This window comes from Bradyrhizobium sp. CCGE-LA001, assembly GCF_000296215.2.
Classification (GTDB): Bacteria; Pseudomonadota; Alphaproteobacteria; order Rhizobiales; family Xanthobacteraceae; genus Bradyrhizobium.
On sequence record NZ_CP013949.1, the window covers coordinates 139,594 to 164,244 of the forward strand.

The 24,651-nt window shown below is 65.8% G+C and carries 23 protein-coding genes; 10 read left to right on the forward strand and 13 right to left on the reverse strand.

Annotated features, from left to right (window positions below; genetic code table 11):
• The first annotated feature begins 9 nt into the window (after positions 1-9).
• The 4 genes from rplT (at position 10) to BCCGELA001_RS00655 (ending at position 4,857) form a co-directional block, all read left to right on the forward strand.
• A complete protein-coding gene (gene rplT, locus BCCGELA001_RS00640; protein ID WP_008539880.1) occupies positions 10-369 on the forward strand; it encodes a 50S ribosomal protein L20 in 360 nt (119 codons plus the stop codon).
• A gap of 213 nt (positions 370-582) precedes the next feature.
• Positions 583-1,665 carry a phenylalanine--tRNA ligase subunit alpha gene (pheS, locus tag BCCGELA001_RS00645; protein ID WP_060734377.1) on the forward strand — a complete coding sequence of 361 codons (1,083 nt, stop codon included), beginning with the start codon at positions 583-585 and terminating at the stop codon, positions 1,663-1,665.
• Positions 1,662-4,070: a phenylalanine--tRNA ligase subunit beta gene (pheT, locus tag BCCGELA001_RS00650; protein ID WP_008539873.1), complete on the forward strand. Its 2,409-nt coding sequence runs from the start codon at positions 1,662-1,664 to the stop codon at positions 4,068-4,070. The genes pheS and pheT overlap by 4 nt, the downstream gene beginning before the upstream one ends.
• A 16-nt stretch (positions 4,071-4,086) precedes the next feature.
• Positions 4,087-4,857: a sulfite exporter TauE/SafE family protein gene (locus BCCGELA001_RS00655; RefSeq protein ID WP_060734378.1), complete on the forward strand. Its 771-nt coding sequence runs from the start codon at positions 4,087-4,089 to the stop codon at positions 4,855-4,857.
• A 147-nt stretch (positions 4,858-5,004) separates the two neighbouring features.
• Here BCCGELA001_RS00655 and BCCGELA001_RS00660 read toward each other — a convergent pair whose 3' ends face one another.
• Entirely contained in the window at positions 5,005-6,396 is a 1,392-nt protein-coding gene (locus BCCGELA001_RS00660; protein ID WP_060734379.1) for a flavin monoamine oxidase family protein, read from the reverse strand.
• Positions 6,397-6,588: 192 nt separating this feature from the next.
• On the opposite strand from BCCGELA001_RS00660, the gene BCCGELA001_RS00665 reads away from it, so the two are divergent.
• Positions 6,589-7,554, forward strand: coding sequence for a YiiX/YebB-like N1pC/P60 family cysteine hydrolase (locus BCCGELA001_RS00665; protein ID WP_060734380.1), 966 nt, complete (start codon positions 6,589-6,591; stop codon positions 7,552-7,554).
• A 228-nt stretch (positions 7,555-7,782) separates the two neighbouring features.
• On the opposite strand, the gene BCCGELA001_RS00670 is transcribed toward BCCGELA001_RS00665, so the two are convergent.
• Positions 7,783-8,058: a metal-sensitive transcriptional regulator gene (locus BCCGELA001_RS00670; RefSeq protein ID WP_007598521.1), complete on the reverse strand. Its 276-nt coding sequence runs from the start codon at positions 8,056-8,058 to the stop codon at positions 7,783-7,785.
• Positions 8,059-8,117: 59 nt separating this feature from the next.
• On the opposite strand from BCCGELA001_RS00670, the gene BCCGELA001_RS00675 reads away from it, so the two are divergent.
• From BCCGELA001_RS00675 to BCCGELA001_RS00685, 3 genes are all read left to right on the forward strand, one after another.
• Complete coding sequence (locus BCCGELA001_RS00675; protein ID WP_060734381.1) at positions 8,118-10,577, forward strand: heavy metal translocating P-type ATPase; 2,460 nt, start codon at positions 8,118-8,120, stop codon at positions 10,575-10,577.
• Positions 10,578-10,632: 55 nt separating this feature from the next.
• Positions 10,633-11,079: a nickel-responsive transcriptional regulator NikR gene (gene nikR / locus BCCGELA001_RS00680; RefSeq protein WP_008568340.1), complete on the forward strand. Its 447-nt coding sequence runs from the start codon at positions 10,633-10,635 to the stop codon at positions 11,077-11,079.
• Positions 11,080-11,318: 239 nt separating this feature from the next.
• The gene (locus BCCGELA001_RS00685; protein ID WP_008539845.1) at positions 11,319-12,059 is read left to right on the forward strand and encodes a sulfate transporter family protein; all 741 of its coding nucleotides are present in this window, start codon (positions 11,319-11,321) and stop codon (positions 12,057-12,059) included.
• Between the two features lie 6 nt (positions 12,060-12,065).
• Here BCCGELA001_RS00685 and BCCGELA001_RS00690 read toward each other — a convergent pair whose 3' ends face one another.
• The 3 genes from BCCGELA001_RS00690 to nth are packed head-to-tail and all read right to left on the reverse strand — an operon-like array spanning position 12,066 to position 15,604.
• Positions 12,066-13,697, reverse strand: coding sequence for an MFS transporter (locus tag BCCGELA001_RS00690; RefSeq protein WP_060734382.1), 1,632 nt, complete (start codon positions 13,695-13,697; stop codon positions 12,066-12,068).
• Positions 13,684-14,820 (reverse strand): HlyD family secretion protein, encoded by a 1,137-nt coding sequence (locus BCCGELA001_RS00695; protein WP_060734383.1) that lies wholly within the window; start codon positions 14,818-14,820, stop codon positions 13,684-13,686. Before BCCGELA001_RS00695 ends, BCCGELA001_RS00690 begins: the two co-directional genes overlap by 14 nt.
• 31 nt (positions 14,821-14,851) lie before the next feature.
• Positions 14,852-15,604, reverse strand: a complete 753-nt coding sequence (gene nth, locus BCCGELA001_RS00700) for an endonuclease III (RefSeq protein ID WP_060734384.1) — start codon at positions 15,602-15,604, stop codon at positions 14,852-14,854.
• Positions 15,605-15,626: 22 nt separating this feature from the next.
• On the opposite strand from nth, the gene BCCGELA001_RS00705 reads away from it, so the two are divergent.
• Complete coding sequence (locus BCCGELA001_RS00705) at positions 15,627-16,160, forward strand: DUF2244 domain-containing protein (RefSeq protein ID WP_008539834.1); 534 nt, start codon at positions 15,627-15,629, stop codon at positions 16,158-16,160.
• Between the two features lie 56 nt (positions 16,161-16,216).
• The gene (locus tag BCCGELA001_RS00710; RefSeq protein WP_008539833.1) at positions 16,217-17,113 is read left to right on the forward strand and encodes a methylated-DNA--[protein]-cysteine S-methyltransferase; all 897 of its coding nucleotides are present in this window, start codon (positions 16,217-16,219) and stop codon (positions 17,111-17,113) included.
• A gap of 132 nt (positions 17,114-17,245) precedes the next feature.
• Here BCCGELA001_RS00710 and BCCGELA001_RS00715 read toward each other — a convergent pair whose 3' ends face one another.
• From BCCGELA001_RS00715 to dnaK, 8 genes are all read right to left on the reverse strand, one after another.
• Positions 17,246-17,869, reverse strand: coding sequence for a 2,3-bisphosphoglycerate-dependent phosphoglycerate mutase (locus BCCGELA001_RS00715; RefSeq protein WP_028139417.1), 624 nt, complete (start codon positions 17,867-17,869; stop codon positions 17,246-17,248).
• A gap of 81 nt (positions 17,870-17,950) precedes the next feature.
• Complete coding sequence (dapB, locus tag BCCGELA001_RS00720) at positions 17,951-18,766, reverse strand: 4-hydroxy-tetrahydrodipicolinate reductase (RefSeq protein ID WP_008539823.1); 816 nt, start codon at positions 18,764-18,766, stop codon at positions 17,951-17,953.
• 210 nt (positions 18,767-18,976) lie between these two features.
• On the reverse strand, positions 18,977-19,288 hold the full coding sequence (locus tag BCCGELA001_RS00725) for a DUF1330 domain-containing protein (protein ID WP_008539822.1): 312 nt from the start codon (positions 19,286-19,288) through the stop codon (positions 18,977-18,979).
• Between the two features lie 23 nt (positions 19,289-19,311).
• A complete protein-coding gene (gene pyrF, locus BCCGELA001_RS00730) occupies positions 19,312-20,022 on the reverse strand; it encodes an orotidine-5'-phosphate decarboxylase (RefSeq protein WP_008539821.1) in 711 nt (236 codons plus the stop codon).
• Positions 20,023-20,028: 6 nt separating this feature from the next.
• On the reverse strand, positions 20,029-20,607 hold the full coding sequence (locus BCCGELA001_RS00735) for an NADPH-dependent FMN reductase (RefSeq protein WP_008539820.1): 579 nt from the start codon (positions 20,605-20,607) through the stop codon (positions 20,029-20,031).
• 57 nt (positions 20,608-20,664) lie between these two features.
• On the reverse strand, positions 20,665-21,264 hold the full coding sequence (locus BCCGELA001_RS00740) for a class I SAM-dependent methyltransferase (protein WP_060734385.1): 600 nt from the start codon (positions 21,262-21,264) through the stop codon (positions 20,665-20,667).
• Between the two features lie 88 nt (positions 21,265-21,352).
• Positions 21,353-22,480: a molecular chaperone DnaJ gene (dnaJ, locus tag BCCGELA001_RS00745; RefSeq protein ID WP_060734386.1), complete on the reverse strand. Its 1,128-nt coding sequence runs from the start codon at positions 22,478-22,480 to the stop codon at positions 21,353-21,355.
• Between the two features lie 242 nt (positions 22,481-22,722).
• Positions 22,723-24,624 carry a molecular chaperone DnaK gene (gene dnaK / locus BCCGELA001_RS00750; RefSeq protein ID WP_008539807.1) on the reverse strand — a complete coding sequence of 634 codons (1,902 nt, stop codon included), beginning with the start codon at positions 24,622-24,624 and terminating at the stop codon, positions 22,723-22,725.
• Between the last annotated feature and the right edge of the window lie 27 nt (positions 24,625-24,651).

Genomic DNA, 24,651 nt, shown 5'->3' on the forward strand with positions numbered 1-24,651 from the left:
ATTTTTGTCATGTCTCGCGTCAAACGCGGTGTGACCGCCCACGCCAAGCACAAGAAAGTCTACAAGGCCGCCAAGGGCTTCTATGGCCGCCGCAAGAACACCATCCGCGCCGCCAAGCCGGCCGTCGAGAAGGCGATGCAATATGCCTTCCGTGACCGCAAGCGCAAGAAGCGCACCTTCCGCGCGCTCTGGATCCAGCGCATCAACGCTGCCGTCCGTCCGTTCGGCCTGACCTACAGCAAGTTTATCGACGGCATGGCCAAGTCGGGCATCACCGTGGACCGCAAGGTGCTGTCGGATCTCGCGATCAACGAGCCTGCGTCGTTCCAGGCGATCGCCGAGAAGGCCAAGGCCGCGCTGGCGGCGTAAGCTGCTCCCACTGCGCTCTGCGCAGCGTTCAGCTTGTGATGGCCCGGGCAGAGGGCGCGTGTCGCGCTTTCATCGCCCCGGCCGTCATCTCTCGCGCATACACTTCTCCGACGTGGATGCCCGGCGAATCAACGCGAAGACGCGCTTCGCGCTTTGGGCCGGGCGTGACGGGCTAGGATCATCGGCTCAGCATCCTGGCCAAAAGGGATTGCCATGACCGATCTTGCCCAGCTTCAAACCCAGATCATCGCCGACATCGCCGCGGCCACCGACGAGGCCGCGCTCGAGGCCGTGCGCGTCGCAACGCTCGGCAAGAAGGGCTCGATCTCAGCCTTGCTCGCAACGCTCGGCAAGATGTCGCCGGACGAGCGCAAGACGCAAGGCGCCGCGATCAACCAGGCCAAGGACGAGGTCACCGGAGCGCTCGCCGCACGGCGCGACGTGTTGAAGTCGGCCGCGCTCGATGCGCGGCTTGCCGCGGAGACCGTCGACGTTACCCTGCCGCTGCGCGATGCCGCGGCGGAGGCCGGCCGCATCCACCCGCTGAGCCAGGTCTGGGACGAGCTGACCACGATCTTCGCCGACATGGGCTTCTCGGTCGCCGAAGGTCCCGACATCGAGACCGACGATTACAATTTCACCAAGCTGAACTTCCCGGAAGGCCATCCGGCGCGCGAGATGCACGACACGTTCTTCTTCCATCCGAAGGAGGACGGCTCGCGCATGCTGCTGCGAACCCACACCTCGCCGGTGCAGGTGCGCACCATGCTGAGCCAGAAGCCGCCGATCCGCGTGATCTGCCCGGGCCGCACCTACCGCATCGATTCGGATGCGACCCACACGCCGCAATTCCACCAGGTCGAAGGCCTCGTCATCGACAAGACCTCGCATCTCGGCCACCTCAAATGGATCCTGCACGAGTTCTGCAAGGCGTTCTTCGAGGTCGATCACATCAACATGCGCTTCCGTCCCTCGTTCTTCCCGTTCACCGAGCCATCGCTGGAAGTCGACATCCAGTGTCGCCGCGACAAGGGCGAGATCCGCTTCGGCGAGGGCGAGGACTGGCTGGAGATCCTCGGCTGCGGCATGGTGCACCCGAACGTGCTGCGCGCCTGCGGCATCGATCCCGACGAGTATCAGGGCTTTGCCTGGGGCATGGGCATCGACCGCATCGCCATGCTGAAATACGGCATCGCCGATCTGCGCCAGCTGTTCGACAGCGACGTCCGCTGGCTGAGCCACTACGGCTTCAAGCCGCTCGAAGTGCCAACGCTTGCCGGAGGGCTGAGCTCGTGAAATTCACCCTCTCCTGGCTGAAGGATCATCTCGACACCGACGAGCCGCTGGAAAAGCTCGCCGAGAAGCTCACCATGATCGGGCTCGAGGTCGAGAACATCGAGGACAAGGCGAAGGCGCTCAAGCCTTTCACCATCGCGAAGGTGATCTCGGCCGAGCAGCATCCCAACGCCGATCGCCTGCGGGTCTGCATGGTCGACACCGGCGACGGTGGCGCGCCGGTGCAGGTCGTGTGCGGCGCGCCGAATGCGCGCGCCGGCCTCGTCAGCGTCTTCTCGCCGCCGGGCACCTACATTCCCGGCAAGGACATCACGCTCGGTGTCGGCACCATTCGCGGCGTCGAGAGCCGCGGCATGCTCTGCTCGGCGGCGGAGCTGCAGATCTCCAACGACCATGACGGCATCATGGAATTGCCGGCGGACGCCCCGATCGGCACCGGCTATGCCGAATGGGCCGCGCTCGGCGATCCCGTGGTCGAGATCAATCTGACACCGAACCGGCAGGACTGCACCGGCGTGCACGGCATCGCGCGCGATCTTGCCGCGGCCGACATGGGCAAGTTCAGGGATCCCACCATCAAGCCGATCAAGGGCGAATTTCCGTGCCCGGTGAAGGTCACGGTCGAGGATTCCACGCTGTGCCCGGGCTTCGCGCTCCGCCTTGTGCGCGGTGTCAAGAACAAGCCGTCGCCGGAATGGCTGCAGAAGCGGCTGACCGCGATCGGGCTGCGCCCGATCAACGCACTGGTCGACATCACCAATTTCATGACCTTCGATCGCGCGCGGCCGCTGCACGTGTTCGATGCCAAGAAGGTGACGGGCAATCTCGTCGTGCGCCGCGCCCGCGAGGGCGAGAGCCTGCTCGCGCTCGACGGCCGCACCTACAATCTCGACCCCTCGATCTGCGTGATCGCCGACGAGCACGGCGTCGAGTCGCTCGCCGGCATCATGGGCGGCGAGGCCTCGGGCTGCGACGACGATACCACCGACGTGCTGATCGAATCGGCGCTGTGGAACGAGATCAACATCGCCCAGACCGGCCGCAAGCTCGGCATCAATTCGGACGCGCGCTACCGCTTCGAGCGCGGCGTCGATCCGGCCTTCATGGTGCCGGGCCTGGAGCTCGCGACCAAGCTGGTGATGGAGATGTGCGGTGGCGCGCCGTCCGAGACATTCGTGGTCGGCAAGACCTTCGGCGACGACCGCCTGATCGAATTCCCCATCACGGAGGTCAAGCGCCTGTCCGGCATCGAGGTGCCGCAAATCGAGATGAAGCGTATCCTGAACCATCTCGGCTTCATGATGGCGGGCCCCGGCCCAGTCGTGAAGGTGGCAGTGCCGTCCTGGCGCTCCGACGTGCACGGCAAGGCCGACATCGTCGAGGAGATCGTGCGCATCTTCGGCGTCGACAAGGTGCCGATGACGCCGTTCGAGCGCGGCGAGGATGCGCGCAAGCCGGTGCTGACCCCGCTCCAGCTCCGCACCCGCCGCGCGCGGCGGGCGCTCGCAAGCCGCGGCATGGTCGAGGCCGTGACGTGGTCGTTCATCGCAAAGCCTGCGGCCCAATTGTTCGGCGGCGGTCAGCGCGAGCTTGAAGTGGCCAACCCGATCGCCTCGGATCTGTCGGACATGCGCCCGACCCTGTTGGCCGGCCTGATCGCCGCGGCGCAGGCCAACGCCGATCGCGGCTTTGGCGATGTCGTGCTGTTCGAGGTCGGCCAATTGTTCAAGGGCGACCGCCCGCAGGATCAGTTCATGGCGGCGAGCGGCGTACGTCGCGGCCTTTCCTCCTCTGAAGGTCTGGGACGGCACTGGTCCGGCTCGGCGCAGGCCGACGTGTTCGACGTCAAGGCCGACGCACTAGCGGTGCTGGCTGCCGCCGGTGCGCCGATGCAGGCGCTGCAGATCGTCGCCGGCGGTCCCGGCTGGCTGCATCCGGGGCGCTCCGGCACGATCCAGATCGGCCCGCAAAACGTGCTCGGTTATTTCGGCGAGATGCATCCGCGTGCGCTGGAAGCGCTCGGCGCCGACGGCCCGCTGATGGTGTTCGAGGTGATCCTCGATCGCATTCCCGAGGCCAAGAAGAAGCCGACCCGCGCCAAGCCCCTGGTCGAGCTCTCGGCATTCCAGCCCGTCTCGCGCGACTTTGCCTTCATCGTCGACCGCACGGTGAAGGCGGGCGACATCGTGCGAGCCGCGCAGGGCGTCGACAAGAAGCTGATCACCGGCGTCAACGTCTTCGACGTCTACGAGGGCAAGGGCATCGATGACGGCAAGAAGTCGATCGCGATCGCGGTGACGCTCCAGCCCCGCGAGAAGACGCTGACGGACCAGGAGATCGAGGCCGTCGGCACCAAGATCGTGGCCGAGGTCACGAAGAAGACCGGCGGCGTCTTGCGAGCATGACGCCGAAGAACGGAGCATGAGTCTTACCGACTTTCTTCCGAAGGACGTCAGCCTCACCATTGCGATGGCGCTCTGCGCCGTCGCTTTCGTTTCAGGCACCGCGCGCGGCTTCTCCGGCTTCGGCTCGGCGCTGATCTTCATGCCGCTGGCGAGCAGCATCGCGGCGCCGCGGCTGGTTGCCGCCCTGCTGCTCGTGATCGATTTCGTCGCGGCCGCGCCGCTGTTGCCCGATGCGTGGCGCAAGGCGGACCGCAAAGCCACCGCCGTGATCGTGCTGGGCGCCCTGATCGGCGTGCCTGTCGGGACCTATTTCCTCAGCGTGCTCGAGCCCGTCACCACGCGCTGGATCATCTCCTGCTTCGTCGCGGCGCTGCTGCTGCTGCTGCTGTCGGGCTGGCGCTATCGCGGCAAGGACCACGCCTGGCTCTCGGTCGGCATCGGCGGCCTCTCGGGCTTTTGCAGCGGCCTGGCGCAGACCGGCGGCCCACCGATCGTCGGCTATTGGCTCGGCCGCCCGATCGCCCCGATCGTCGCGCGTGCCAACATCGTGCTGTTCTTCGGCGCGTCGGATTTCTTCTCGATGGTCAGCTACGCCACCACGGGCCTGATCTCCCGGGAGTCGCTCGTGCTGTCACTGATCGTCGGCCCGGTCTATGCGCTCGGCGTGGCGTTCGGCGCGTCACTGTTCGGCCGTGCCAGCGAGAAGGTGTTTCGCGGCATCTGCTACGCGCTGATCGCGACGGCCGTGATCGCCGGGCTGCCCGTGCTGGACGGGATTTTGCGGTAGCTTCCTCCGTTGTCGTCCTAGCGAAAGCCAGGACCCATTACCCCGGTCAACGCTTATAGCAACTGCTCGCAACGACGAGTCTTCGTCAAACTACTCCCTGGGGTAATGGGTCCTGGATCTGCGCTCCGCTTGTCCAGGACGACGAAATCAATTCTGCCGCGGCGCCCGCCGCTTCTTCGTCGACTGTGTAGGCAGGTCCGCCGGATCGGATTTGAGCGCGCCGATCTTGCGCAAGGCTGAATCCGCCGCGCGTTCGCCGCTCTCCCAGGCGCCATCGACGGTACCCCAGAGCGTCTCGTGCGTCGCTTCGCCGGCGAGGAACACGTTGCCGATCGGCTCCGCCAAAGCCCTTCGCGAGAGCTGGCCGCCGGGCGAAGACGCCGACATCGCGCCCATGACATAGGGCGAGGCATTCCAGCGCGTCGCACTGGTCTTCTGCACGGCGGCCGCAGCCTCGCTGCCGAACAGCTTCGTGATCCATTCCTTGGCGAAGGCCGTCATCGCCTTCTCGCCCTGCTCGGAGAGATCGCGGCCGAACGAGCCGCCGACATCGATCGAGCACAGCCAGGAGCCGCCGATATTGGCGAACATCAGCGCGGTGCGCGTCGAATTGCTCTGCTCGATGAGAATGTCGTCGCGCGCGAGCCCGAGCGGATTGCCCGGCAATTGCAGCACGATGTGATCGTAGCTGCCGAGGGTGAGCTTCGATGCCGCATCGAGCGTGCGCTTGGGAATGTCGGGCGCGAACTTGATTGCGCCCGACATCAGCACGTTGGTCGAGACCGTGACGATGGCGGCGCGGGCAGCGATCTTGCCGCTGGGCGTCTCCACGGCGACGTCGCGATTGCTCCAGACGATCCGGCTCGCCGGCGTCGCCAGCGCCACCGGCGCCTGCTCGCCGAGCTTCGTGATCAAGGTCCCCAAGCCCTGGCGGCACGCGATCGCGCCGGTGCGGTCCTGCGCGCGGGCCTTGTCGATCGCTGACAGCTCCTTCAGATCCTTGCCGGCAAAGCCAGCGCCCAGCATGAATTCGGCTGCGCCGGCCCAGTCACCGAGATCCTTCGGCAGCACTGAGGCGCAGGAAGTATCCAGCTTGCCGCGTGCGGCCTCGTCGATGGCGCGGTTGGCGCGGACTAGAGCGGCCAGAAATTCCTCGGTCTCGCCGGCGCGGGCGTTGCGGCGGCCGATGCGCATCTTCTGGCCCGAGGGCGCCGGCAGCACATCGAGACCCGCGCTGCGCGCCAGCCGAATCATCGGATTGGTGTCGGGATTGTGCATCCAGCGCGCGCCGCGGTCGAACGGCACGTCGAAGGTCCTGCTATCCGTGATGCAGCGCCCGCCGATCTCGCCTGCGGCTTCCACCACCACGACCTTGCGACCCGCCGCCATGATCCGCCGCGCCGCCGCAATTCCCGCGGCCCCCGCACCAATCACGACGATATCGGCCTCGCGCGGCAGGGGCGCCGCGGTTGCGCGCAGGACCGGCATCGCGGCAAGGGCCGCCGACGCCGAAAGGAAACTGCGGCGCGTGATTGTCATGTCATGGTTTCCGGGGACTTGCGGCGAACGGGAACAGCCCGCGAACCTTGCCGAATCTGATGTTGCGCAGCAACCATCATGGTGAATCAATCGTGCTTGATCTCACAGAGTGATGAACCGAATTGCAACACGTTTCGACCATGATAGAGAAGGGAAAAAGACGGCCGGAAAAGGTCGTGGGGGGAGTTTGAAATGGGGACGGTCCTGGACTCAGTCGGCAAGCTGATTGCCGCGTACCTCTCGAAGGAGGTGCCGGGCTACGAGCCGTTCACGCCGAGCGACCCGGAGCACCTGCGCGGCGTCGTCGAGGCCGGCGACGTGCTGCTGGTCGAAGGCAACAACCGCATCTCCGGCATCATCAAATATCTGACGCAGTCGACCTGGTCGCATGCGGCGCTCTATGTCGGTCCGATCGAGGGCGCGGAAGAGGCCGATGGCGAACCGCATGTGCTGATCGAGGCCAATATCGGCGAAGGCGTCACCTCCGCGCCGCTGTCGAAATATTTCCCCTATCACACCCGCCTCTGCCGCCCGGTCGGGCTGTCCTATGAGGACCGCACCACGGTCTGCCGCTATGCCATCAACCGCATCGGCTTCGGCTACGACACCAAGAACATCGTCGACCTCATGCGCTACCTGTTCCCGCTGCCGATACCGCAACGCTGGCGGCGCCGCATGATCGCGCTCGGCTCGGGCGACCCGACCAAGATCATCTGCTCGGCCTTGATCGCGCAGGCGTTCGACGCCGTGCGCTATCCGATCCTGCCGAAGATTACCAAGGCCGGCAGCCGCGCCGCCCGCCGCGAGATCCTGCACATCCGCGATTCCTCGCTCTACATGCCCCGCGACTTCGACATCTCGCCCTATTTCGAAGTCGTCAAACCCACCATCGTGCACGGCTTCGACTACACAGCCTTGCACTGGGCCGACAAGCAAAAGCCGCTCGAGGAGGTAGCGGGCACATTCAGTGTGTTTCCAGAAACGCTCCGTGCGCCGCCGCTCGTTCCTGAGGCGATTGACGAAGAAACGCCGGCAGAGGTTCCGGTTGAAGAAGTAGGCGCGCAGCCCGCGACGGCTTCGGTCGCATGCTCCGAGCATTTCGTGCTGCTGAGCGAGCTCGCGATGCACCGCGCGCGGATGCGGGAGATCGCGGCTTAAGTCACGGTGTCGTCCCGGCGAAGGCCGGGCCCCATACCGCGTGATCTATCCATCGCACGCGGTCTTGCTACCGGCGTACGATCAACTCCTCATCTCCGCCAAATCTCTCCCTGGGTTTATGGGTCCCGGCCTTCGCCGGGACGACACCTAGGGTGTGGCCCGATCTCACTCTAACCACCGTCATTGCGAGCCAACGGGTCCGCGCGTAGCGCGGCCCGATGACGGGTATTACCGCTCCGCCCGTCCGATCACCGCCATCAGCTCCGCGATCTTCTCGCGTTGATCGGCCTTGTCGCCGCTCGCGATGGCGTGCTCGACGCAATGGGCGACGTGGTCCTTCAGGACCTCCTCCTCGACCCGGCGCAGCGCGGCGCGCACCGCCGAGATCTGCGTGACGATGTCGATGCAGTAGCGGTCTTCCTCCACCATTTTCGACAGGCCGCGAACCTGGCCCTCGATCCGGCCGAGACGTTTTCCCACAGATGCCTTGATGTCCTTGCGCATGGGGTCTATATACCCCTACCGGGTATGGGTTGCAAGCCCGAGAAGACCGGAGCATGGGAATGAACGACGCGGACCAAGAGCATCATCACAACGGGAAAACTGATTCCGGATGCGGCTGCTCAGCGAAAACGGCACCGCTCGCCAAGCCCGCGGCCTCGTCCTGCTGCGGCGGACATGCCGATCATTCCGGCCATGCCCACCATCACGGTCATGACCACGGTGATGCCGGAGGCAAGGTCAAGGACCCCGTCTGCGGCATGACGGTCGATCCTGCCACCTCGAAGCACCGGTTCGAGCATCACGGCGAGACCTTCCATTTCTGCTCGGCCGGATGCCGCACCAAGTTCGCTGCCGATCCCGCCAAATATCTCGCCAAGGACAAGGCGCCCGAGCCCGAGATGCCCGCGGGCACGATCTACACCTGCCCGATGCATCCGGAGATCCGCCAGGTTGGACCCGGCAGCTGCCCGATCTGCGGCATGGCACTCGAGCCGGAAGTGGCGAGCCTCGAGACCGGGCCCAATCCGGAGCTCGCCGACATGACGCGGCGGTTCTGGATCGGCGGCGCGCTGGCGCTGCCGGCGGTCGTACTGGAGATGGGCGGTCATCTCGCAGGACCGCACAGCTGGATCGATCAGACGCTCTCGAACTGGATCCAGCTGGTCTTCGCCACGCCCGTGGTCCTGTGGGCCGGCTGGCCCTTCTTCGTTCGCGGCTGGCAGTCGCTGGTGACGCGCAACCTCAACATGTTCACGCTGATCGCGATGGGCACGGGGGTCGCCTACCTCTACAGCATCGTCGGCACCGTCGCGCCGCAGATCTTCCCCGCCAATTTCCGCGGCCATGAGGGCGCAGTCGCCGTCTATTTCGAAGCGGCCGCCGTGATCACCGTGCTGGTGCTGCTCGGCCAGGTGCTGGAGCTGCGCGCCCGCGATGCGACATCGGGCGCGATCAAGGCGCTGCTGCAGCTCGCGCCGAAGACCGCGCGCCGTGTCGATGCCGATGGCAGCGAGCACGAAGTCGAGATCGACTCGCTTCATGCCGGGGATTCCCTGCGCGTCCGCCCCGGCGAGAAAGTGCCCGTCGACGGCATCATTCTCGAAGGCCGTTCCTCGCTCGACGAATCGTTGGTGACAGGCGAATCCATGCCGGTCACCAAGGAGACCGGGGCAAAGGTGATCGCAGGTACGCTCAACCAGTCCGGAAGCTTCATCATGCGCGCCGACAAGGTCGGGCGCGAAACGCTGCTGTCGCAGATCGTGCAGATGGTCGCGGACGCGCAGCGCTCGCGCGCGCCGATCCAGCGCCTCGCCGACCAGGTCGCCGGCTGGTTCGTGCCCACCGTGATCGTCGTCGCCATGGCTGCCTTCGCCGCGTGGACCTGGTTCGGGCCGGAACCGCGGCTGGCTTTCGGCCTGGTCGCGGCGGTGAGCGTTCTGATCATCGCCTGCCCCTGTGCGCTGGGCCTCGCGACCCCGATGTCGATCATGGTTGGTGTCGGGCGCGGCGCGCAGGCCGGCGTTCTGATCAAGAACGCCGAGGCGCTGGAGCAGATGGAGAAGATCGACACGCTGGTGGTCGACAAGACCGGCACGCTGACCGAGGGCAAGCCCAAGGTGGTGTCGATCGTCCCGGCCGCCGGCTTCGCCGAAGACGACATCCTTCGTATGGCGGCGAGCGTCGAGCGCGCGAGCGAGCATCCCCTGGCAGATGCCATCGTGCGCGCGGCGAAAGAGAAACAGCTCACGCCCGGTCAGGTCGAGCAATTCGATTCGCCGACCGGCAAGGGCGCAACCGGCAGGGTCGACGGCAGGACCATCGTGCTGGGCAATGCCAGATATCTGACGTCGATCGGCATCGACACCAAGCCGCTCGACACCGAGGCCGAACGGCTGCGCGGCGACGGCGCCACGGTGATCAACATGGCCGTCGACGGCCGGCTTGCCGGTCTGTTCGCGATCGCCGATCCGGTCAAGGCTTCGACGCCGGAGGCGCTGAAGGCGCTCGCGGCCGAAGGCATCAAGGTGATCATGCTGACCGGCGACAATCGCACGACGGCCGAGGCGGTGGCGCGCCGGCTCGGCATCGCCGAGGTCGAGGCCGAGGTGCTGCCGGACCAGAAGAGCGCGGTGGTCACCAGGCTGCAAAAGGCCGGCCGCAGCGTCGCAATGGCCGGCGACGGCGTCAACGACGCGCCGGCGCTGGCGGCAGCCGAGGTCGGCATCGCCATGGGCACCGGCACGGATGTGGCGATGGAGAGCGCGGGCGTGACGCTGCTCAAGGGCGACCTCACCGGCATCGTGCGGGCGCGAAAACTGTCGCAGGCGACCATGAGCAACATCCGCCAGAACCTGTTCTTCGCCTTCATCTACAACGCCGCCGGCATTCCGATCGCGGCCGGCATCCTCTATCCGGCGTTCGGCCTGCTCCTTTCGCCGATCATTGCCGCAGCAGCCATGGCGCTGTCCTCAGTGAGCGTGGTCGGGAATGCGCTGCGGCTGCGTGCGACGCGGCTGTGAGCGCGGCAAAATCCGTGTAGAACAGGCCCATTCGGCGATATGCGGAGAGGACCTGATGCAGCGGATTACGATCACGATCGAGGACGACCTCCTGGCGGAGATTGACGCCGCAGCCGAGGCCCGCGGCTACCAGAACCGCTCCGAGATCATTCGAGATCTCGCACGCGCCGGCTTGCAGCAGAGTACTGAAGACACCGCGCAGACCGGTCAATGCGTCGCCGGCCTCGTCTATGTCTACGACCACGCCGCCCGCGATCTCTCAAAACGCCTGGTGCAGGAATTCCACGGCCATCACGACCTCGCGCTGGCGACCCTGCACGTCCATCTCGACGACAACAATTGCATGGAGATGACCGCGCTGCGCGGCGCAGCTTCCGAGGTCAAGCACTTCGCCGACCACATCATCGCCGAACGCGGCGTGCGCTACGGGCGCGTGGTGATGATCCCGACCGGGGAAGGCAAGCAGGCGAAGGGGCGCAAGCACGGGCATCGGCATGAGTAATTCGGCCGCGTAGACGGTGCGAATCCCTCTCCCCTTGTGGGAGAGGGTGGCTCGCCGCGACAGCGGCGAGACGGGTGAGGGGTTTGTCTCCGCGAGCACATTCGTCTTGAGTTCGCGGAGAGAACCCCTCATCCGGCGCTTCGCGCCACCTTCTCCCACAAGGAGAGAAGGGAAGGGTCCCTTGCCGAAACCGCCGTGCATCTCTACCTCTCGCAACGTGTTGACCTCAGGGGTGCCCCATGCTGGATGCCGCCATCAAGGCGCTATCGCAAATGATCTCGCCGCCGATGCGCTCGATCCTGTGGCGGTCGATCGGGCTGGCGCTGGTGCTGATCATCGTGCTGGCGATCGGCCTGCAGCGGCTGCTCAGCTGGTTTGCGACTTCCGGTGGGGTCTGGCTGGAGGGCCTGCTCGGACCGGGCTGGCATTCGTCCATCGAAATCCTCTCCTGGATCGTCTCGATCGCGGCGGGCCTCGGCGTGGTGTTCGGCGGCGTCTTCCTGATGCCCGCGATCACCTCACTGGTGGCGAGCCTGTTCGTTGATGATGTCGCCGACATCGTCGAGCGCGAGCATTATCCCGCCGAGCGGCCCGGCGCGGCGCTGCCGTTCAGCCAGGCGATCTTCGAGGGCGTCAAGACCGCGCTGCTGACGATCCTGATCTATCTGATCGCGCTGCCGCTGGTGCTGTTCGCCGGCGCCGGTTTCCTGATCTTCTTCATCGCCGCGGCCTGGCTGCTAGGCCGCGAATATTTCGAGCTCGCCGCGATGCGCTTTCGCCCACCGGCGGAAGCCAAGGCGATGCGGCGCGACAACGCCGCAACGATCTTCACGGCCGGCCTGTTCATTGCGGCCTTCGTCTCGATCCCGGTCGTCAATCTGGCGACGCCGATCTTCGCCATGGCTTTCATGGTCCACATGCACAAGCGCCTGTCCGGCCCGCGCCCCGAGCTGATCGAGCCGGCGCGGCAGATGAGGTGACGGTGCTTACGTCGCCGTCACCCCGCATTTGCGCAGGAGCATCCTGGCGAAGCCGAACGGCGCCGGGGTGAACGGGCCCGTTGGCGCACGGGTGACGAGCGCGAGGACAACGAGAGCGGCCATCGCCAGCCAGAAGCACAGCCAGAAGCCGTCGATATAGGCGAGCACATTGGCCTCGCGCTGGACGACGCCCGCGAGCGTGCCGACCGCGCGCGCCTGCGCCGATCCTGTGCCATGGGCCGCGAAATGGTCGGCGAGCTGTTTCAGCCGCTGCATCACATCGGCGTCGCCGACGTTCAGGTTCTGACCGAGATAGAAGGAATGGACTTGCTCGCGCACGCGCAGCCACGTCCCCATCAGCGCTACGCCGATCTCGGCGCCGCCGAGCCGCATGATCTGGATATAGGCGGCAAAGGACGTGGCGCGGCTCGGATCGGAGTTCGACAGCAGCGTGATGATCAGCGGCAGCAAGGTCAGCGACTGCCCGATCGACTGCAGCAGCACGATGCCTATGAAATTCTCGCGCGCCCAGGCGTGGGTGAGCTGCGTGCCCCAGAGATTGGCCGCGGCGAATGAGGCAAATCCCACCACCAGCACCGTGCGCGTATCGAAGTGCCTGAGCAGCCAGATCGAGACCGGCACCAGCACGAACATCGGCAGGGCGCCATACGTGAGCAGCAGCATGCCGCTCTGCTCCGGCCTCAGCAAGCCAATGGTGGCCAGGAAATTCGGCACCAGCGAGGCATTGGACAGGCTCGTCAGCGTGTAGAGCAGGATCAGCAGCAGCCCCAAGCCGATATTGCGCGAGAACAGCACGCTGACATGTGCCCAGGGTCGTCTCACCAGGGACTCGTTGAGGAGGAAGGCCACGAACAGCGCCGCACCGCTGGCGAGCAGCGCCATCACCGTGCCGGAGCCGAGCCAGTCCAGCCGGTTGCCCTGGTCGAGCCCCGCATAGATCATCGCGACGGAGGCGCCCAGCAGCAGCATGCCGCCCCAATCGGCCTCTCGCAGCAGCGCGCGGTTCACCGGCTCGTTGGGCGTGCCGAGATAAACCATCAGCCCCATCATCGGCGCGATCACCACGCCCTGCCAGTACAGCCATTGCCAGCCGAGATGGTCGACATAGAAGCCGACCAGCGAGGTCGAGCTGTCCAGGGCGAAGCCGACGCGGATCGCATAGATCGAGATCGCCGGCAGCCACCAGCGGATCGGCAGATTGCGAAACACGATCATCAGCGTCGCCGGCACGAAGGTGCCGAGCAGGAGGCCGTGCACGACGCTGAGCGCGAGCAGGGTCGTATAATCGGGCACGAACGGAATGATGAACGAGACGGCGGCATAGACGAGGCTGGGGATGCCGAGCACGCGGCGCAGGCCGAACACGGTGGCAAGCCATGCCACGGCGGGCGCGATGAATATCTGCGAGCCGATGCCGGCGGTGGAGAGCCAGGCGCCCTCGTCGAAGGAGAATGAGAACGCGCCGCGCAGGTCCGGCAGGCCGACCGTGGTCAGGCGGCTGTCGAAATTGGCGAGAAACGAGCCGAGCAGCACCGCCGCCACCGCAAAGAGCGGCCGTGGCGCGACGCCGCCGCGCGAGAGCGGCTCCTCGCGGCCAGCGGCGTCATTTTCCGCCATTCGCAGCCTTCGTATCGATGCGGGTGATGACCGACATGCCCGGCACCAGCCGCGCCAGCAGCGGCTGACCCTCGTCGAACTGGATCCGCACGGGAATGCGCTGCACCACCTTGGTGAAGTTGCCGGTCGCATTGTCCGGCGGCAGCAGCGCCACCTGCGCGCCGGTCGCCGGCGCGATGCGCTCGACCCGGCCGCGCAGCGTCTCGCGCGGGAAACTGTCAACGGTGATCTCGACCGGCTGGCCCGGCCGCACATGCGTGAGCTGGGTCTCCTTGTAGTTCGCGATCACATACACTTTCGGCAGCGGCACCACGTTGATGAGATTGCTGCCGATATTGACATAGTCGCCCGGCTGCACCTGTCGTTCGCCGACGACGCCGTCGAACGGCGCTGTTATCTTGGTATATCCAAGCTTCAGCTTCGCGCTCGCCAGCGTTGCCTTGGCCGCCTCGACATCGGCGGCGCGCTGCTTCCTGTTGCCTTGCAGGACTTCTAGCTGGTGCTGTTGGGCGGCGATCACGGCGCGGCTGGCGCGCACGTCGGCCTGCGCCTTGGCGTAGGCGGCAACCGCCTGCTCGAGCCGCTGCCGCGTGCCGGATTCGGTCTGCGACAACGACTGTTGGCGTTCCTGCTCCTGCTTGGCCTCGACCTCCATGGCTTCGGCCGAGAGCCGCGCGGCCTGGGCCTGCGCGATCGTCGCATATTGCAGCTCGATCTGGTTGGCGAGATTGTCGAGCGCGGCTTGCGCGGCAGCCACTGACGCCTCGGCCTGCGCGACCTGCGCCTCGTAATCGGCGGGGTCGATCTGGATCAGGAGATCGCCGGCCTTGACGCGCTGGAAGTCGGTGACGCCTACCTTGAGCACCTCACCCGAGACGCGGCTCGACAGCCGCGTCAGCTCGGCACGGACATAGGCGTCATTGGTGGTCTGCACCACTGCATTGCCGACCCACTCGTCGAAACGCAGCGTCGCCAGCGCGACGAAGCCGAGCGCCACGATCACCGCGAGCAGCGGGATCGCGAGCCGGCTCCAGAGCGAAGGGGCCGGGCGCTGGGTGGGCCTGGGCGGCGGGGCCTGCGATGTGGGGACCGGTGACGACGGAACTTGTTCTTGTTGACTCACGACTTCACCCCAAAGCGGACTCGCCGCGATCTCACACGGTCTTCTCCGGCCACCGGCAGAGATCGTTGATCAGGCAGACCTCGCAGCGCGGCTTGCGCGCGAGGCAAGTATAGCGGCCGTGCAGGATCAACCAATGATGAGCGTGCAGCATGAACTCGGCCGGGATCACCTTTTCGAGACCGAGCTCGACTTCGAGTGGTGTCTTGCCCGGCGCAAGCCCGGTGCGGTTGCCGACGCGGAAGACGTGCGTGTCGACGGCCATCGTGTGCTCGCCGAAGGCCATGTTGAGCACGACGTTCGCCGTCTTGCGGCCGGCGCCGGGCAGCGATTCGATCTCGGCGCGCGTGCGCGGCACCTCGCCGCCGAAATCATTGAGCACCTTCGCCGACAGCGCGATCACGTTCTTCGCCTTGGTGCGATAGAGCCCGATGGTCTTGATGTACTCACGCAGGCGCTCCTCGCCGAGATCGAGCATCTTCTGAGGCGTGTCGGCGACCTCGAACAACGCGCGCGTCGCCTTGTTGACGCCGGCATCGGTCGCCTGCGCCGACAGCACCACGGCAACAAGCAGCGTGAACGGATTGACGTGCTCGAGCTCGCCCTTCGGTTCCGGATTGGCCTTGCGGAAACGGCTGAAGGCCTCGTGGATTTCGGCAGGGGTCCAGGGCCTTGTCGCCTTGAGCGCCTTCTTGGCGGGCGCGTTCGGCTTCGCGACGACCGCTTTTGCCTTTTTCTTCGGCACGGCCGCTTTGCGCGGCGCCGGCTTGCGGGTGATTTTCGCCATGATCGGGATATACTGAGGGACGATGAGCACAGGCAATGAAATTGAGCCCGGCGCTTCCGAGGACCCGCGCGACGTGCAGATCTTCTCCGCGCTGCTGACGCCGCATCGCTCGCTGAACCGCACCGGCTTCCTCGCGGTGATGCTGTTCGTCAGCGTCGTCAGCTTCGTCACGGGCCTGGCCTTCCTGATGATGGGGGCGTGGCCGGTGCTCTTCTTCTTCGGCCTCGACGTTCTCGTGATCTGGTGGGCCTTCAAGGCCAATTTCCGCGCCGCGCGGGCCCGCGAGGAGATCGTGGTGACCCCTTCCGAATTGCGCGTCCGCCGCGTCAGCCATCGCGGCCAGGTCGCCGAATGGACGTTCAACCCGCTCTGGGTCCGGCTCGACATGGAGGTCGACGAGGACTTTGGCATCGAGCATCTCTATCTGATCTCGCGCGGCCACCAGATCCAGATCGCGCGCTTCCTCGGCCCGGAAGAAAAAGCAAGCTTTTACAAAGGCTTGGTTGAGGCCCTGAACGCCGCCAGGCGCGGCCCGACCTACAATCCGGTGAGCTGATCGGCGGGTCGGAAATCGGGTGGTTTCGCTCCCCGGCCGCGCCTACATTTCCGGTCATGATGACACTCGCGATACATGACCAGCGCCTGGCCAAGCCGGGCCCCCAGAACGCCGCACTGCGCGACTATGATTCCGTGCGCCGGGCGATCGCGTTCATCTCGGAGAACTGGCGCGCGCAGCCGACCATCGAGGCGATGGCGGATGCGGCCGGCGTCACGCCGGATGAGCTGCACCATCTGTTCCGCCGCTGGGCCTCGATCACGCCGAAGGCGTTCATGCAGGCGCTCACTCTGGACCACGCCAAGGGGCTGCTGCGGGATTCCGCCAGCATCCTCGATGCAGCCCTCGACTCCGGCCTGTCGGGTCCCGGCCGCCTGCACGATCTCTTCGTCACCCACGAGGCGATGTCGCCGGGCGAATGGAAGAACGGCGGCGCCGGTTTGACGCTGCGCTACGGCTTCCATCCCTCGCCGTTCGGCACCGCGATCGTCATCGCCACCGACCGTGGATTGTCAGGCCTGGCCTTCGCCGATCATGGCGAGGAGAAGATCGCGCTCGCCGACATGACACGGCGCTGGCCGAACGCGACCTATGTCGAGGATCACGAAGGCACCGCACCGCTCGCAGCGCGCATCTTCGATTCGAAACTATGGCGGCCGGACCAGCCGCTGCGGGTGGTCCTGATCGGCACCGATTTCGAGGTGCGGGTGTGGGAGACGCTGCTGAAGATCCCGATGGGCCGCGCGGTGTCCTATTCCGACATCGCCTGCAACATCAACAGCCCGAAGGCGTCGCGCGCCGTCGGTGCTGCCGTCGGCAAGAACCCGGTCTCGTTCGTCGTCCCCTGCCACCGCGCACTCGGCAAGAGCGGCACACTCACCGGCTACCATTGGGGCATCACCCGCAAGCAGGCGATGCTGGGCTGGGAAGCCGGGCGGCTGGGATTGCAGTAAGTGCAACGAGCACACTGCCGTAGGGTGGGCAAAGGCGCATAGCACCGTGCCCACCATCTCTCTCAAGTCGCTGACGGCGCGTGGGCACGCTACGCTTTGCCCACCCTACGGCAACGTGCTCTTGGCGAAAGCCTAGCCCGCCAGATCCAGCTTCGAGGCCACCGTCGAATCCGCATTCAAGCGGTAGATGATCGGCACGCCGGTCGCGAGCTCGCGCTTCAAGATGCCCTCCGGCGAGAGCTTTTCCAGCACCATGATCAGTGCGCGCAGCGAGTTGCCGTGGGCGGCGACCAGGGTGCGCTTGCCGTTGAGCACGCCGGGCAGGATTTCCTGCACGTAGTACGGCAGCGCGCGCGCGAGCGTGTCCTTCAGGCTCTCGCCGCCGGGCGGCGGCACGTCGTAGGAGCGGCGCCAGATCAGCACCTGGTCCTCGCCCCATTTCTTGCGGGCGTCGTCCTTGTTGAGGCCGGAAAGATCGCCATAGTCGCGCTCGTTCAGCGCGAGGTTCTTCGTGGTCGGCAGGCCCTCCTGTCCGAGCTCGCCGAGGATGAGGTCGAGCGTGTGCTGCGCACGCGTCAGCACCGAAGTGTAGGCGACGTCGAACACGAGCCCCTGCGCCTTCAGCTTGCGGCCGGCTTCCGTGGCTTCCTTCACGCCGAGCTCGGTGAGGTCAGGGTCCTTCCAGCCCGTGAACAGGTTCTTCAGATTCCATTCGCTCTGGCCGTGGCGCACGAGCACGAGAAGACGTTCGCTCATCAACTGCTTTCCGTTACCGTTGTCGTTTGAGCATGATCTGATCGGAAAACCGCTTCGCACTTTTCCGGATCATGCTCTGGTTCAGATGTCAGACAGGCCGAGCACGTCGGCCATGGAGTAGTGTCCCGGCTTCTTGCCATGCGCCCACAGCGCCGCCTTCAGCGCGCCATGGGCGAACAGCATGCGGTCCTCGGCCTGATGCGACAGCGTCAGCCGCTCGAACGGGCCGAGGAAGGTGACGCTGTGATCGCCGGCCACCGTGCCGCCGCGCAAGGAGGCAAAGCCGATGTGGCCCGGCCGACGCGCGCCGGTGATGCCGTCACGACCACGCTCGGAATGGTCATCGAGCGTGACGCCGCGGCCGGCGGCCGCCGCCTGGCCGAGCATCAGCGCCGTGCCGGAGGGTGCGTCGACTTTCATGCGGTGATGGGTCTCGACGATCTCGATGTCGAAAGTCGGGTCGAGCGCCTTGGCAACGCGCTTGACCACGGCGGCGAGCAGATTGACGCCGAGGCTCATATTGCCGGATTGCACCACGATGGCGCGGTTGGTGACGCTCTTGATCACGGCATTGTCGGAGCCCGACAGCCCGGTCGTGCCGACGACATGCACGATGCCGCGCTCGGCGGCGATCGCGACATTGGCGATGGTCGCCGCGGGCACGGTGAAGTCGAGAATGCCGTCGGCCTCCTTCGACATCGCCCAGAGATCGGCTGAGAGCTTGATGCCGTTGGCCGGCAGGCCCGCGAGCACGCCGGCATCCTTGCCGAGCAGCTCCGAGCCCGGCGCCTCCAGCGCACCCGCCAGCACCGCGCCTTTGCTCTCGGCAATTGCCCGCACCAGCGCGCGGCCCATCCGGCCGCCCGCCCCAGCAACAATCAAGCGCATGTCCGACATGGTGTGATCCTCTTCGGAGCCGTTGTAGCGGGGGGAGGCAGTTCCGGCAACCGAGGGGGATCGGGCATGGTCGCCCGCGGCCATCCTTCGAGACGCCCGCCTACGGCGGGCCCTCAGGATAAGGGCGCGTTTCGCGGCGAGATGTCAGGCCCTCATGGTGAGGAGCCCGCGCAAGCGGGCGTCTCGAACCATGCAGGCCGATGTCGTGCCTCAACCGTCCTGCGGCTGCGGGCCGTCATAGCCCTCGATGATGATGAGGTCGGCGACGGAGTGCGGCTGGCGCACCTTGATGTTGGCCTGGTATTCTGGCGAGTTGTAGCAGGCGAGCGCGGTCTCGTAGTCCGGGAATTCGATCACGACATTGCGGGTACGGCTGGCACCTTCGAGGGTGGTGAACTTGCCGGCCCGCACGACGAAGCGGCCGCCCCATTTCTTGAAGATCGGGCCGTTGGCGACGGCATAGGGCTTGTAGCCCTCGTCACTGCTCACGTCGACGCGTCCGATCCAGTAGCCTTTTGCCATCGTTGTTCTCCCTGTGTTGTTGGTTAGCCGAGAGCCTCGGCGATCTCATGTTGGATCGCTTCCGCGACTGCCTTGGGGTCTGCCGCTTCCATCACCGGCCGTCCGACGACGAGATAATCGGCACCGGCACTGATGGCACGGCCCGGCGTCATGATGCGCTTCTGGTCGCCGCTCGCCGAGCCGGCCGGCCGGATGCCGGGCGTGACGAGGCGCATCTGGTGGCCGACGATCTTGCGAAGGCTGCCGACTTCTTCCGGCGACGAGACAAGGCCGTCGATGCCGAGCACCTGTGCCTGCTGCGCCCGCGCCTCGACCAGCTCGGAGACGCCGAGCCGGTAGCCGGCTGCGTGCAGATCGTCGTCGTTGTAGGAGGTCAGCACGGTCACGGCGAGAATCTTCAGGCTGGCGCTGCCACGCCCTTCGACGGCACCCTTCATGGTCTGCGGATAGGCGTGCACCGTGACGAAGGTTGCGCCAAGCTTGGCGACACTCTCCACGCCACGCGTGACCGTGTTGCCGATGTCATGCATCTTGAGATCGGCGAAGATTTTTTTGCCCTTGTCGGCGAGCTTGCCGATCAGCGGAAGGCCGCCGGCATAGGCGAGCTGATAGCCGATCTTGTAAAACGTGACGCTGTCGCCGAGCCTGCCGACCATTGCTTCCGCGGCATCGACGCTCGGCACGTCGAGCGCAACGATGAGGCGGTCCTTCGGAGCGATCTCGGCTGGCGTCATGTCACCTCACATCATGCGTTGGGAAATGTCGATCAACTGCCGCACCAGCTCCTTCAACGCGGCGATATCCGCCTCGTTCTTGAGCCTGTCCATATCGTCATAGGCCTGGTCGGCAAAGGCGAGCGTGAGCTGGCTCGGGATCACATTGGCGTGGCAGGAGGTCAGGATCAGGCGCAACGCCTGGAGCGCGCGGGCGGCGCCAAGCCGGCTCTGCGAGGCGCCGGCGAGCGCGAAGGCGCGGTCGCGGAAGACGTCGCCGCGCGCCTCGTGCAGCTCGTGCACGCGGCTGACCCAGTCGATCGCGTTCTTCAGCAGCGGCGGCACCGAGGCGTTGTATTCCGGCGTGACGAACAGCACGCCGTGATGCGCGCCGATCATGCGCTTGAGATTGATCGCGTGCTTGGGCACGCCGGACTTGGCCTGGAGATCGCCGTCATAGATCGGCAGCGGGAAATCGGCGAGCGAGATGCGGGTGACGTCGACGCCGGCCTGGGCGAATTCATAGGCCGCGACCGCCGCCAGCTTCGCATTGTGCGAGCCGGTGCGCAGCGAGCCGGGAATGACCAGGATCTTGGGAGCTGACATCCAATCCAATGCGTTCGGCGAAACGAGCCCGCCGGGCAAAGAGAGATGCCGGCAGAATTAGTCCTTGCGATACACCCAGACGCGGGCCGGCGGAAGGTTCATCCAGATCCGTTCCGAGGCCTCTGTGGACACGCCGTGCAGCGATTTCGGGATCGGCGGCACCACCGCGTAGGTGAACTGGATGAACGGCGCGCCAGGCGCCAGCGCCGTGAAGGCGTCGCGGATGAGCCGCAGCCGGGTCAGCATCGGCTTCGTGACGAGTGGCAGGCCGGAGACAACGGCGGAAGCCGGCGCGCTCAAGACGTTCCACAGCGTGTCGCGCAGGCGATAGGCATCGCCCTGCACCACCTTGGCTTGCGGATAGCGGTCGCGCAGCAGCGCACAGAAGCCGGGATTGTATTCGACGAGGACGAGACGCTTCTGGTCGACGCCGCGCTCGATCAGGGCCGAGGTGATGGCGCCGGTGCCGGGTCCGAGCTCGACCACGGGGGCGTCCGAGTCGATATCGACGTAATGGGCCATTGTCCGGGCCAGGAGCTTGCCCGACGGCATCACCGCGCCCATGTGCAGCGGCTTTTCGATCCACGACCGGAGAAACCGCACCTCGTCGTCAAGACGAGGCTTCTTCAACGCACGCGCGGACGATGGCAAGGGCATGTCAGGACCGGACGGGACCGCGGGACCGCGGCGTGTCAGAAAATGGTCATAAAGACGTATAGACCGAAGGCGGCACGGTCAAGACGCGTCAACTCGCTCGATTACCGAAGAAATCCTTGACCTTGGCGAAGAAGCCTTCGGATTCCGGCTGCGTGTTGCCGGACGAGAGCTTGTCGAACTCGGCCAGCAATTCCTGCTGCTTCTTGGTGAGGTTCTGCGGGGTCTCGACCACGACCTGGACATACATGTCGCCCATCTGGCGCGAGCGCAGCACCGGCATGCCCTTTGATGCGATGCGGAATCGACGGCCCGACTGGGTTCCGGCCGGCACCTTCACCTTGGTCTTGGTCTTCTCGATGGTCGGCACCTCGAATTCGCCGCCGAGGGCGGCCGTCACCATCGAGATCGGCACGCGGCAATGCAGGTCGGCACCATCGCGCTGGAAGAACTGGTGCTGGGCCAGCGACAGGAAGATGTAGAGGTCGCCGGGCGGGCCGCCGCGGACCCCTGCCTCGCCCTCGCCGGCGAGCCTGATCCGCGTGCCGTCCTCGACGCCTTGCGGAATGTTGACCGACAGCGTGCGCTCGCGGGTGACCCGGCCCTGTCCCGAGCAGGACGGGCAGGCATCCTCGATCATCTGGCCGCGACCCTGGCAGCCGGGGCAGGTGCGCTCGAGCGTGAAGAAGCCCTGCGACTGCCGCACGCGGCCGGCACCGCCGCAGGTCGAGCAGGTCTTCGGCTTGGTGCCGGCCTTGGCGCCGATGCCCGAGCAGGCCTCGCAGGTGACCGAGACCGGGATCTCGATCTGCGCGGTCTTGCCGCCAAAAGCTTCCTCGAGCGTGATCTCCATGTTGTAGCGCAGGTCGGCGCCACGCTCGCGGCCGCCGCGGCCGCGCTGTCCGGCCATGCCGAACAGGTCTTCGAAAATATCGGAGAAGGAGGAGGCGAAGCCCGCGCCGAAGCCGGCGCCACCGCCGCCCTGCTCGAAGGCAGCGTGGCCGTAACGGTCATAGGCCGCGCGCTTGTCCCTGTCTTTCAGGACCTCGTAGGCCTCGTTGATTTCCTTGAACTTGACCTCGCTGGTGTCGTCCCCGGGATTGCGGTCGGGGTGAAATTTCATCGCCAGCTTGCGGAAGGACGCCTTCAGCTTGCCCTCGTCGGCGTCGCGTTCGACTTCGAGGGTCTCGTAGTAGCAGCGCTTGGTGGACGTGGACATGATGAGCTCGGTCTATCCAATCGCGAAACAAGTCGGAGCGAAACGATGCCGCTGCGCAACGACATAATCCTTCCGCCTCTTGGCGGAAGAGGGCACGGCGACGTTCAGCATAACGGCTGGGAATTGATCGATCGTAACGGGCATCGGGCCCGCCCTTCCCGACACGACGGCCTCCCCCGCGAGGGAGGAGGCCTTTGGTGCGTGTGGGGTCCAAGCCGTCCGCATGATCACCCTCTTGGGGCTTAAGCGGACTTCTTGTTGTTCTTGTCGTCGTCGACTTCGGTGAATTCCGCGTCGACGACGTCGTCCTTGGCCGCGTCCTTCTTGGCGTCGGCCTCGGCCTGCTGCTTGTACATGGCCTCGCCGAGCTTCATCGAAGCCTGGGCCAGCGTCTGGGTCTTGGCCTTGATCGCCTCGGCATCGTCGCCCTTCAGCGCTTCCTTGAGGTCGCTGACGGCATCCTCGATGGCGCGGCGCTCGCTCTCGGCGACCTTCGAGCCGTGCTCGGCCAGAGCCTTCTCGGTCGAATGCACCAGACCGTCCGCCTCGTTCTTGGCGGTGACGGCCTCGCGGCGCTTCTTGTCCGCCTCGGCATTGGCCTCGGCGTCCTTGACCATCTTCTCGATGTCGGCTTCCGACAGACCACCCGAGGCCTGGATGCGAATCTGCTGCTCCTTGCCGGTGGCCTTGTCCTTGGCCGAGACGTTGACGATGCCGTTGGCGTCGATGTCGAAGGTCACCTCGATCTGCGGCATGCCGCGCGGAGCCGGCGGAATGCCCATCAGGTCGAACTGGCCGAGCATCTTGTTGTCGGCCGCCATTTCACGCTCGCCCTGGAAGACGCGGATGGTGACGGCATTCTGATTGTCTTCAGCCGTCGAGAACACCTGGCTCTTCTTGGTCGGGATCGTGGTGTTGCGGTCGATGATGCGGGTGAACACGCCGCCCAACGTCTCGATGCCCAGCGACAGCGGGGTCACGTCGAGCAGCAGCACGTCCTTGACGTCGCCCTGGAGCACGCCGGCCTGGATCGCGGCACCGATCGCCACGACTTCGTCCGGGTTGACGCCCTTGTGCGGTTCCTTGCCGAACAGCTGCTTGACGACTTCCTGGACCTTCGGCATGCGCGACATGCCGCCGACCAGCACGACTTCGCCGATCTCGCCGGCGGTGACGCCGGCATCCTTCAGCGCCTTGCGGCAGGGCTCGACGGTCTTCTGCACGAGGTCGTCGACCAGCGCCTCGAACTTGGCGCGGGTGAGCTTCATCGTCAGATGCTTCGGACCGGTCTGGTCCGCGGTGATGAAGGGCAGGTTGATCTCGGTCTGCGTCGTCGACGACAGCTCGATCTTGGCCTTTTCAGCGGCTTCCTTCAGGCGCTGCAACGCGAGCTTGTCGTTGCGCAGGTTGATGCCCTGCTCCTTCTGGAACTCGTCGGCGAGATAGCCGACCAGGCGCATGTCGAAGTCTTCGCCGCCGAGGAAGGTGTCGCCGTTGGTCGACTTCACCTCGAACACGCCGTCGCCGATTTCGAGGATGGAGATATCGAAGGTGCCGCCGCCGAGATCGTACACCGCGATGGTGCCGGCCTTGGTCTTGTCGAGGCCATAGGCGAGCGCGGCCGCGGTCGGCTCGTTGATGATGCGCAGCACTTCGAGGCCCGCGATCTTGCCGGCGTCCTTGGTCGCCTGGCGCTGGGCGTCGTTGAAGTAGGCGGGAACGGTGATGACGGCCTGGTCGACCTTCTGGCCGAGATGGGCTTCCGCGGTCTCCTTCATCTTCTGCAAGATGAACGCCGAGACCTGCGAGGGCGAGTAGGTCTGGCCGTCGGCCTCGACCCAGGCGTCGCCGTTGGAAGCCTTCACGATCTTGTACGGGACGAGCTTCTTGTCCTTCTCGACCATCGGGTCGTCGTAGCGGCGGCCGATGAGGCGCTTCACTGCGAAGAAGGTACGCTCGGGATTGGTGACGGCCTGGCGCTTGGCCGGCTGGCCGACGAGGCGCTCACCGTCGTCCGTGACGGCGACGATCGAAGGCGTCGTGCGCATGCCTTCGGAATTCTCGATGACTTTGGCGTTCTTGCCATCCATCACGGCGACGCACGAATTCGTGGTGCCGAGGTCGATCCCAATGACCTTTCCCATGGTCCTGATATCCTTCTTTTTGCGGCA

What these genes read in the sequence shown, in the direction of transcription:
- BCCGELA001_RS00670 (WP_007598521.1), bottom strand. Translation starts at nt 8,058, where the DNA reads ATGCGCAAGGACATCAAGGCATCTGTGGGAAAACGTCTCGGCCGGATC.
- BCCGELA001_RS00710 (WP_008539833.1), top strand. Translation starts at nt 16,217, where the DNA reads ATGATGACACTCGCGATACATGACCAGCGCCTGGCCAAGCCGGGCCCC.
- BCCGELA001_RS00740 (WP_060734385.1), bottom strand. Translation starts at nt 21,264, where the DNA reads ATGCCCTTGCCATCGTCCGCGCGTGCGTTGAAGAAGCCTCGTCTTGAC.
- dnaK (WP_008539807.1), bottom strand. Translation starts at nt 24,624, where the DNA reads ATGGGAAAGGTCATTGGGATCGACCTCGGCACCACGAATTCGTGCGTC.
- BCCGELA001_RS00690 (WP_060734382.1), bottom strand. Translation starts at nt 13,697, where the DNA reads ATGGCGGAAAATGACGCCGCTGGCCGCGAGGAGCCGCTCTCGCGCGGC.
- BCCGELA001_RS00655 (WP_060734378.1), top strand. Translation starts at nt 4,087, where the DNA reads ATGAGTCTTACCGACTTTCTTCCGAAGGACGTCAGCCTCACCATTGCG.
- dnaJ (WP_060734386.1), bottom strand. Translation starts at nt 22,480, where the DNA reads ATGTCCACGTCCACCAAGCGCTGCTACTACGAGACCCTCGAAGTCGAA.
- BCCGELA001_RS00725 (WP_008539822.1), bottom strand. Translation starts at nt 19,288, where the DNA reads ATGGCAAAAGGCTACTGGATCGGACGCGTCGACGTGAGCAGTGACGAG.
- BCCGELA001_RS00735 (WP_008539820.1), bottom strand. Translation starts at nt 20,607, where the DNA reads ATGTCAGCTCCCAAGATCCTGGTCATTCCCGGCTCGCTGCGCACCGGC.
- BCCGELA001_RS00705 (WP_008539834.1), top strand. Translation starts at nt 15,627, where the DNA reads ATGAGCACAGGCAATGAAATTGAGCCCGGCGCTTCCGAGGACCCGCGC.
- pyrF (WP_008539821.1), bottom strand. Translation starts at nt 20,022, where the DNA reads ATGACGCCAGCCGAGATCGCTCCGAAGGACCGCCTCATCGTTGCGCTC.
- BCCGELA001_RS00675 (WP_060734381.1), top strand. Translation starts at nt 8,118, where the DNA reads ATGAACGACGCGGACCAAGAGCATCATCACAACGGGAAAACTGATTCC.
- nikR (WP_008568340.1), top strand. Translation starts at nt 10,633, where the DNA reads ATGCAGCGGATTACGATCACGATCGAGGACGACCTCCTGGCGGAGATT.
- rplT (WP_008539880.1), top strand. Translation starts at nt 10, where the DNA reads ATGTCTCGCGTCAAACGCGGTGTGACCGCCCACGCCAAGCACAAGAAA.
- BCCGELA001_RS00665 (WP_060734380.1), top strand. Translation starts at nt 6,589, where the DNA reads ATGGGGACGGTCCTGGACTCAGTCGGCAAGCTGATTGCCGCGTACCTC.
- dapB (WP_008539823.1), bottom strand. Translation starts at nt 18,766, where the DNA reads ATGTCGGACATGCGCTTGATTGTTGCTGGGGCGGGCGGCCGGATGGGC.
- pheS (WP_060734377.1), top strand. Translation starts at nt 583, where the DNA reads ATGACCGATCTTGCCCAGCTTCAAACCCAGATCATCGCCGACATCGCC.
- BCCGELA001_RS00685 (WP_008539845.1), top strand. Translation starts at nt 11,319, where the DNA reads ATGCTGGATGCCGCCATCAAGGCGCTATCGCAAATGATCTCGCCGCCG.
- BCCGELA001_RS00715 (WP_028139417.1), bottom strand. Translation starts at nt 17,869, where the DNA reads ATGAGCGAACGTCTTCTCGTGCTCGTGCGCCACGGCCAGAGCGAATGG.
- BCCGELA001_RS00660 (WP_060734379.1), bottom strand. Translation starts at nt 6,396, where the DNA reads ATGACAATCACGCGCCGCAGTTTCCTTTCGGCGTCGGCGGCCCTTGCC.
- nth (WP_060734384.1), bottom strand. Translation starts at nt 15,604, where the DNA reads ATGGCGAAAATCACCCGCAAGCCGGCGCCGCGCAAAGCGGCCGTGCCG.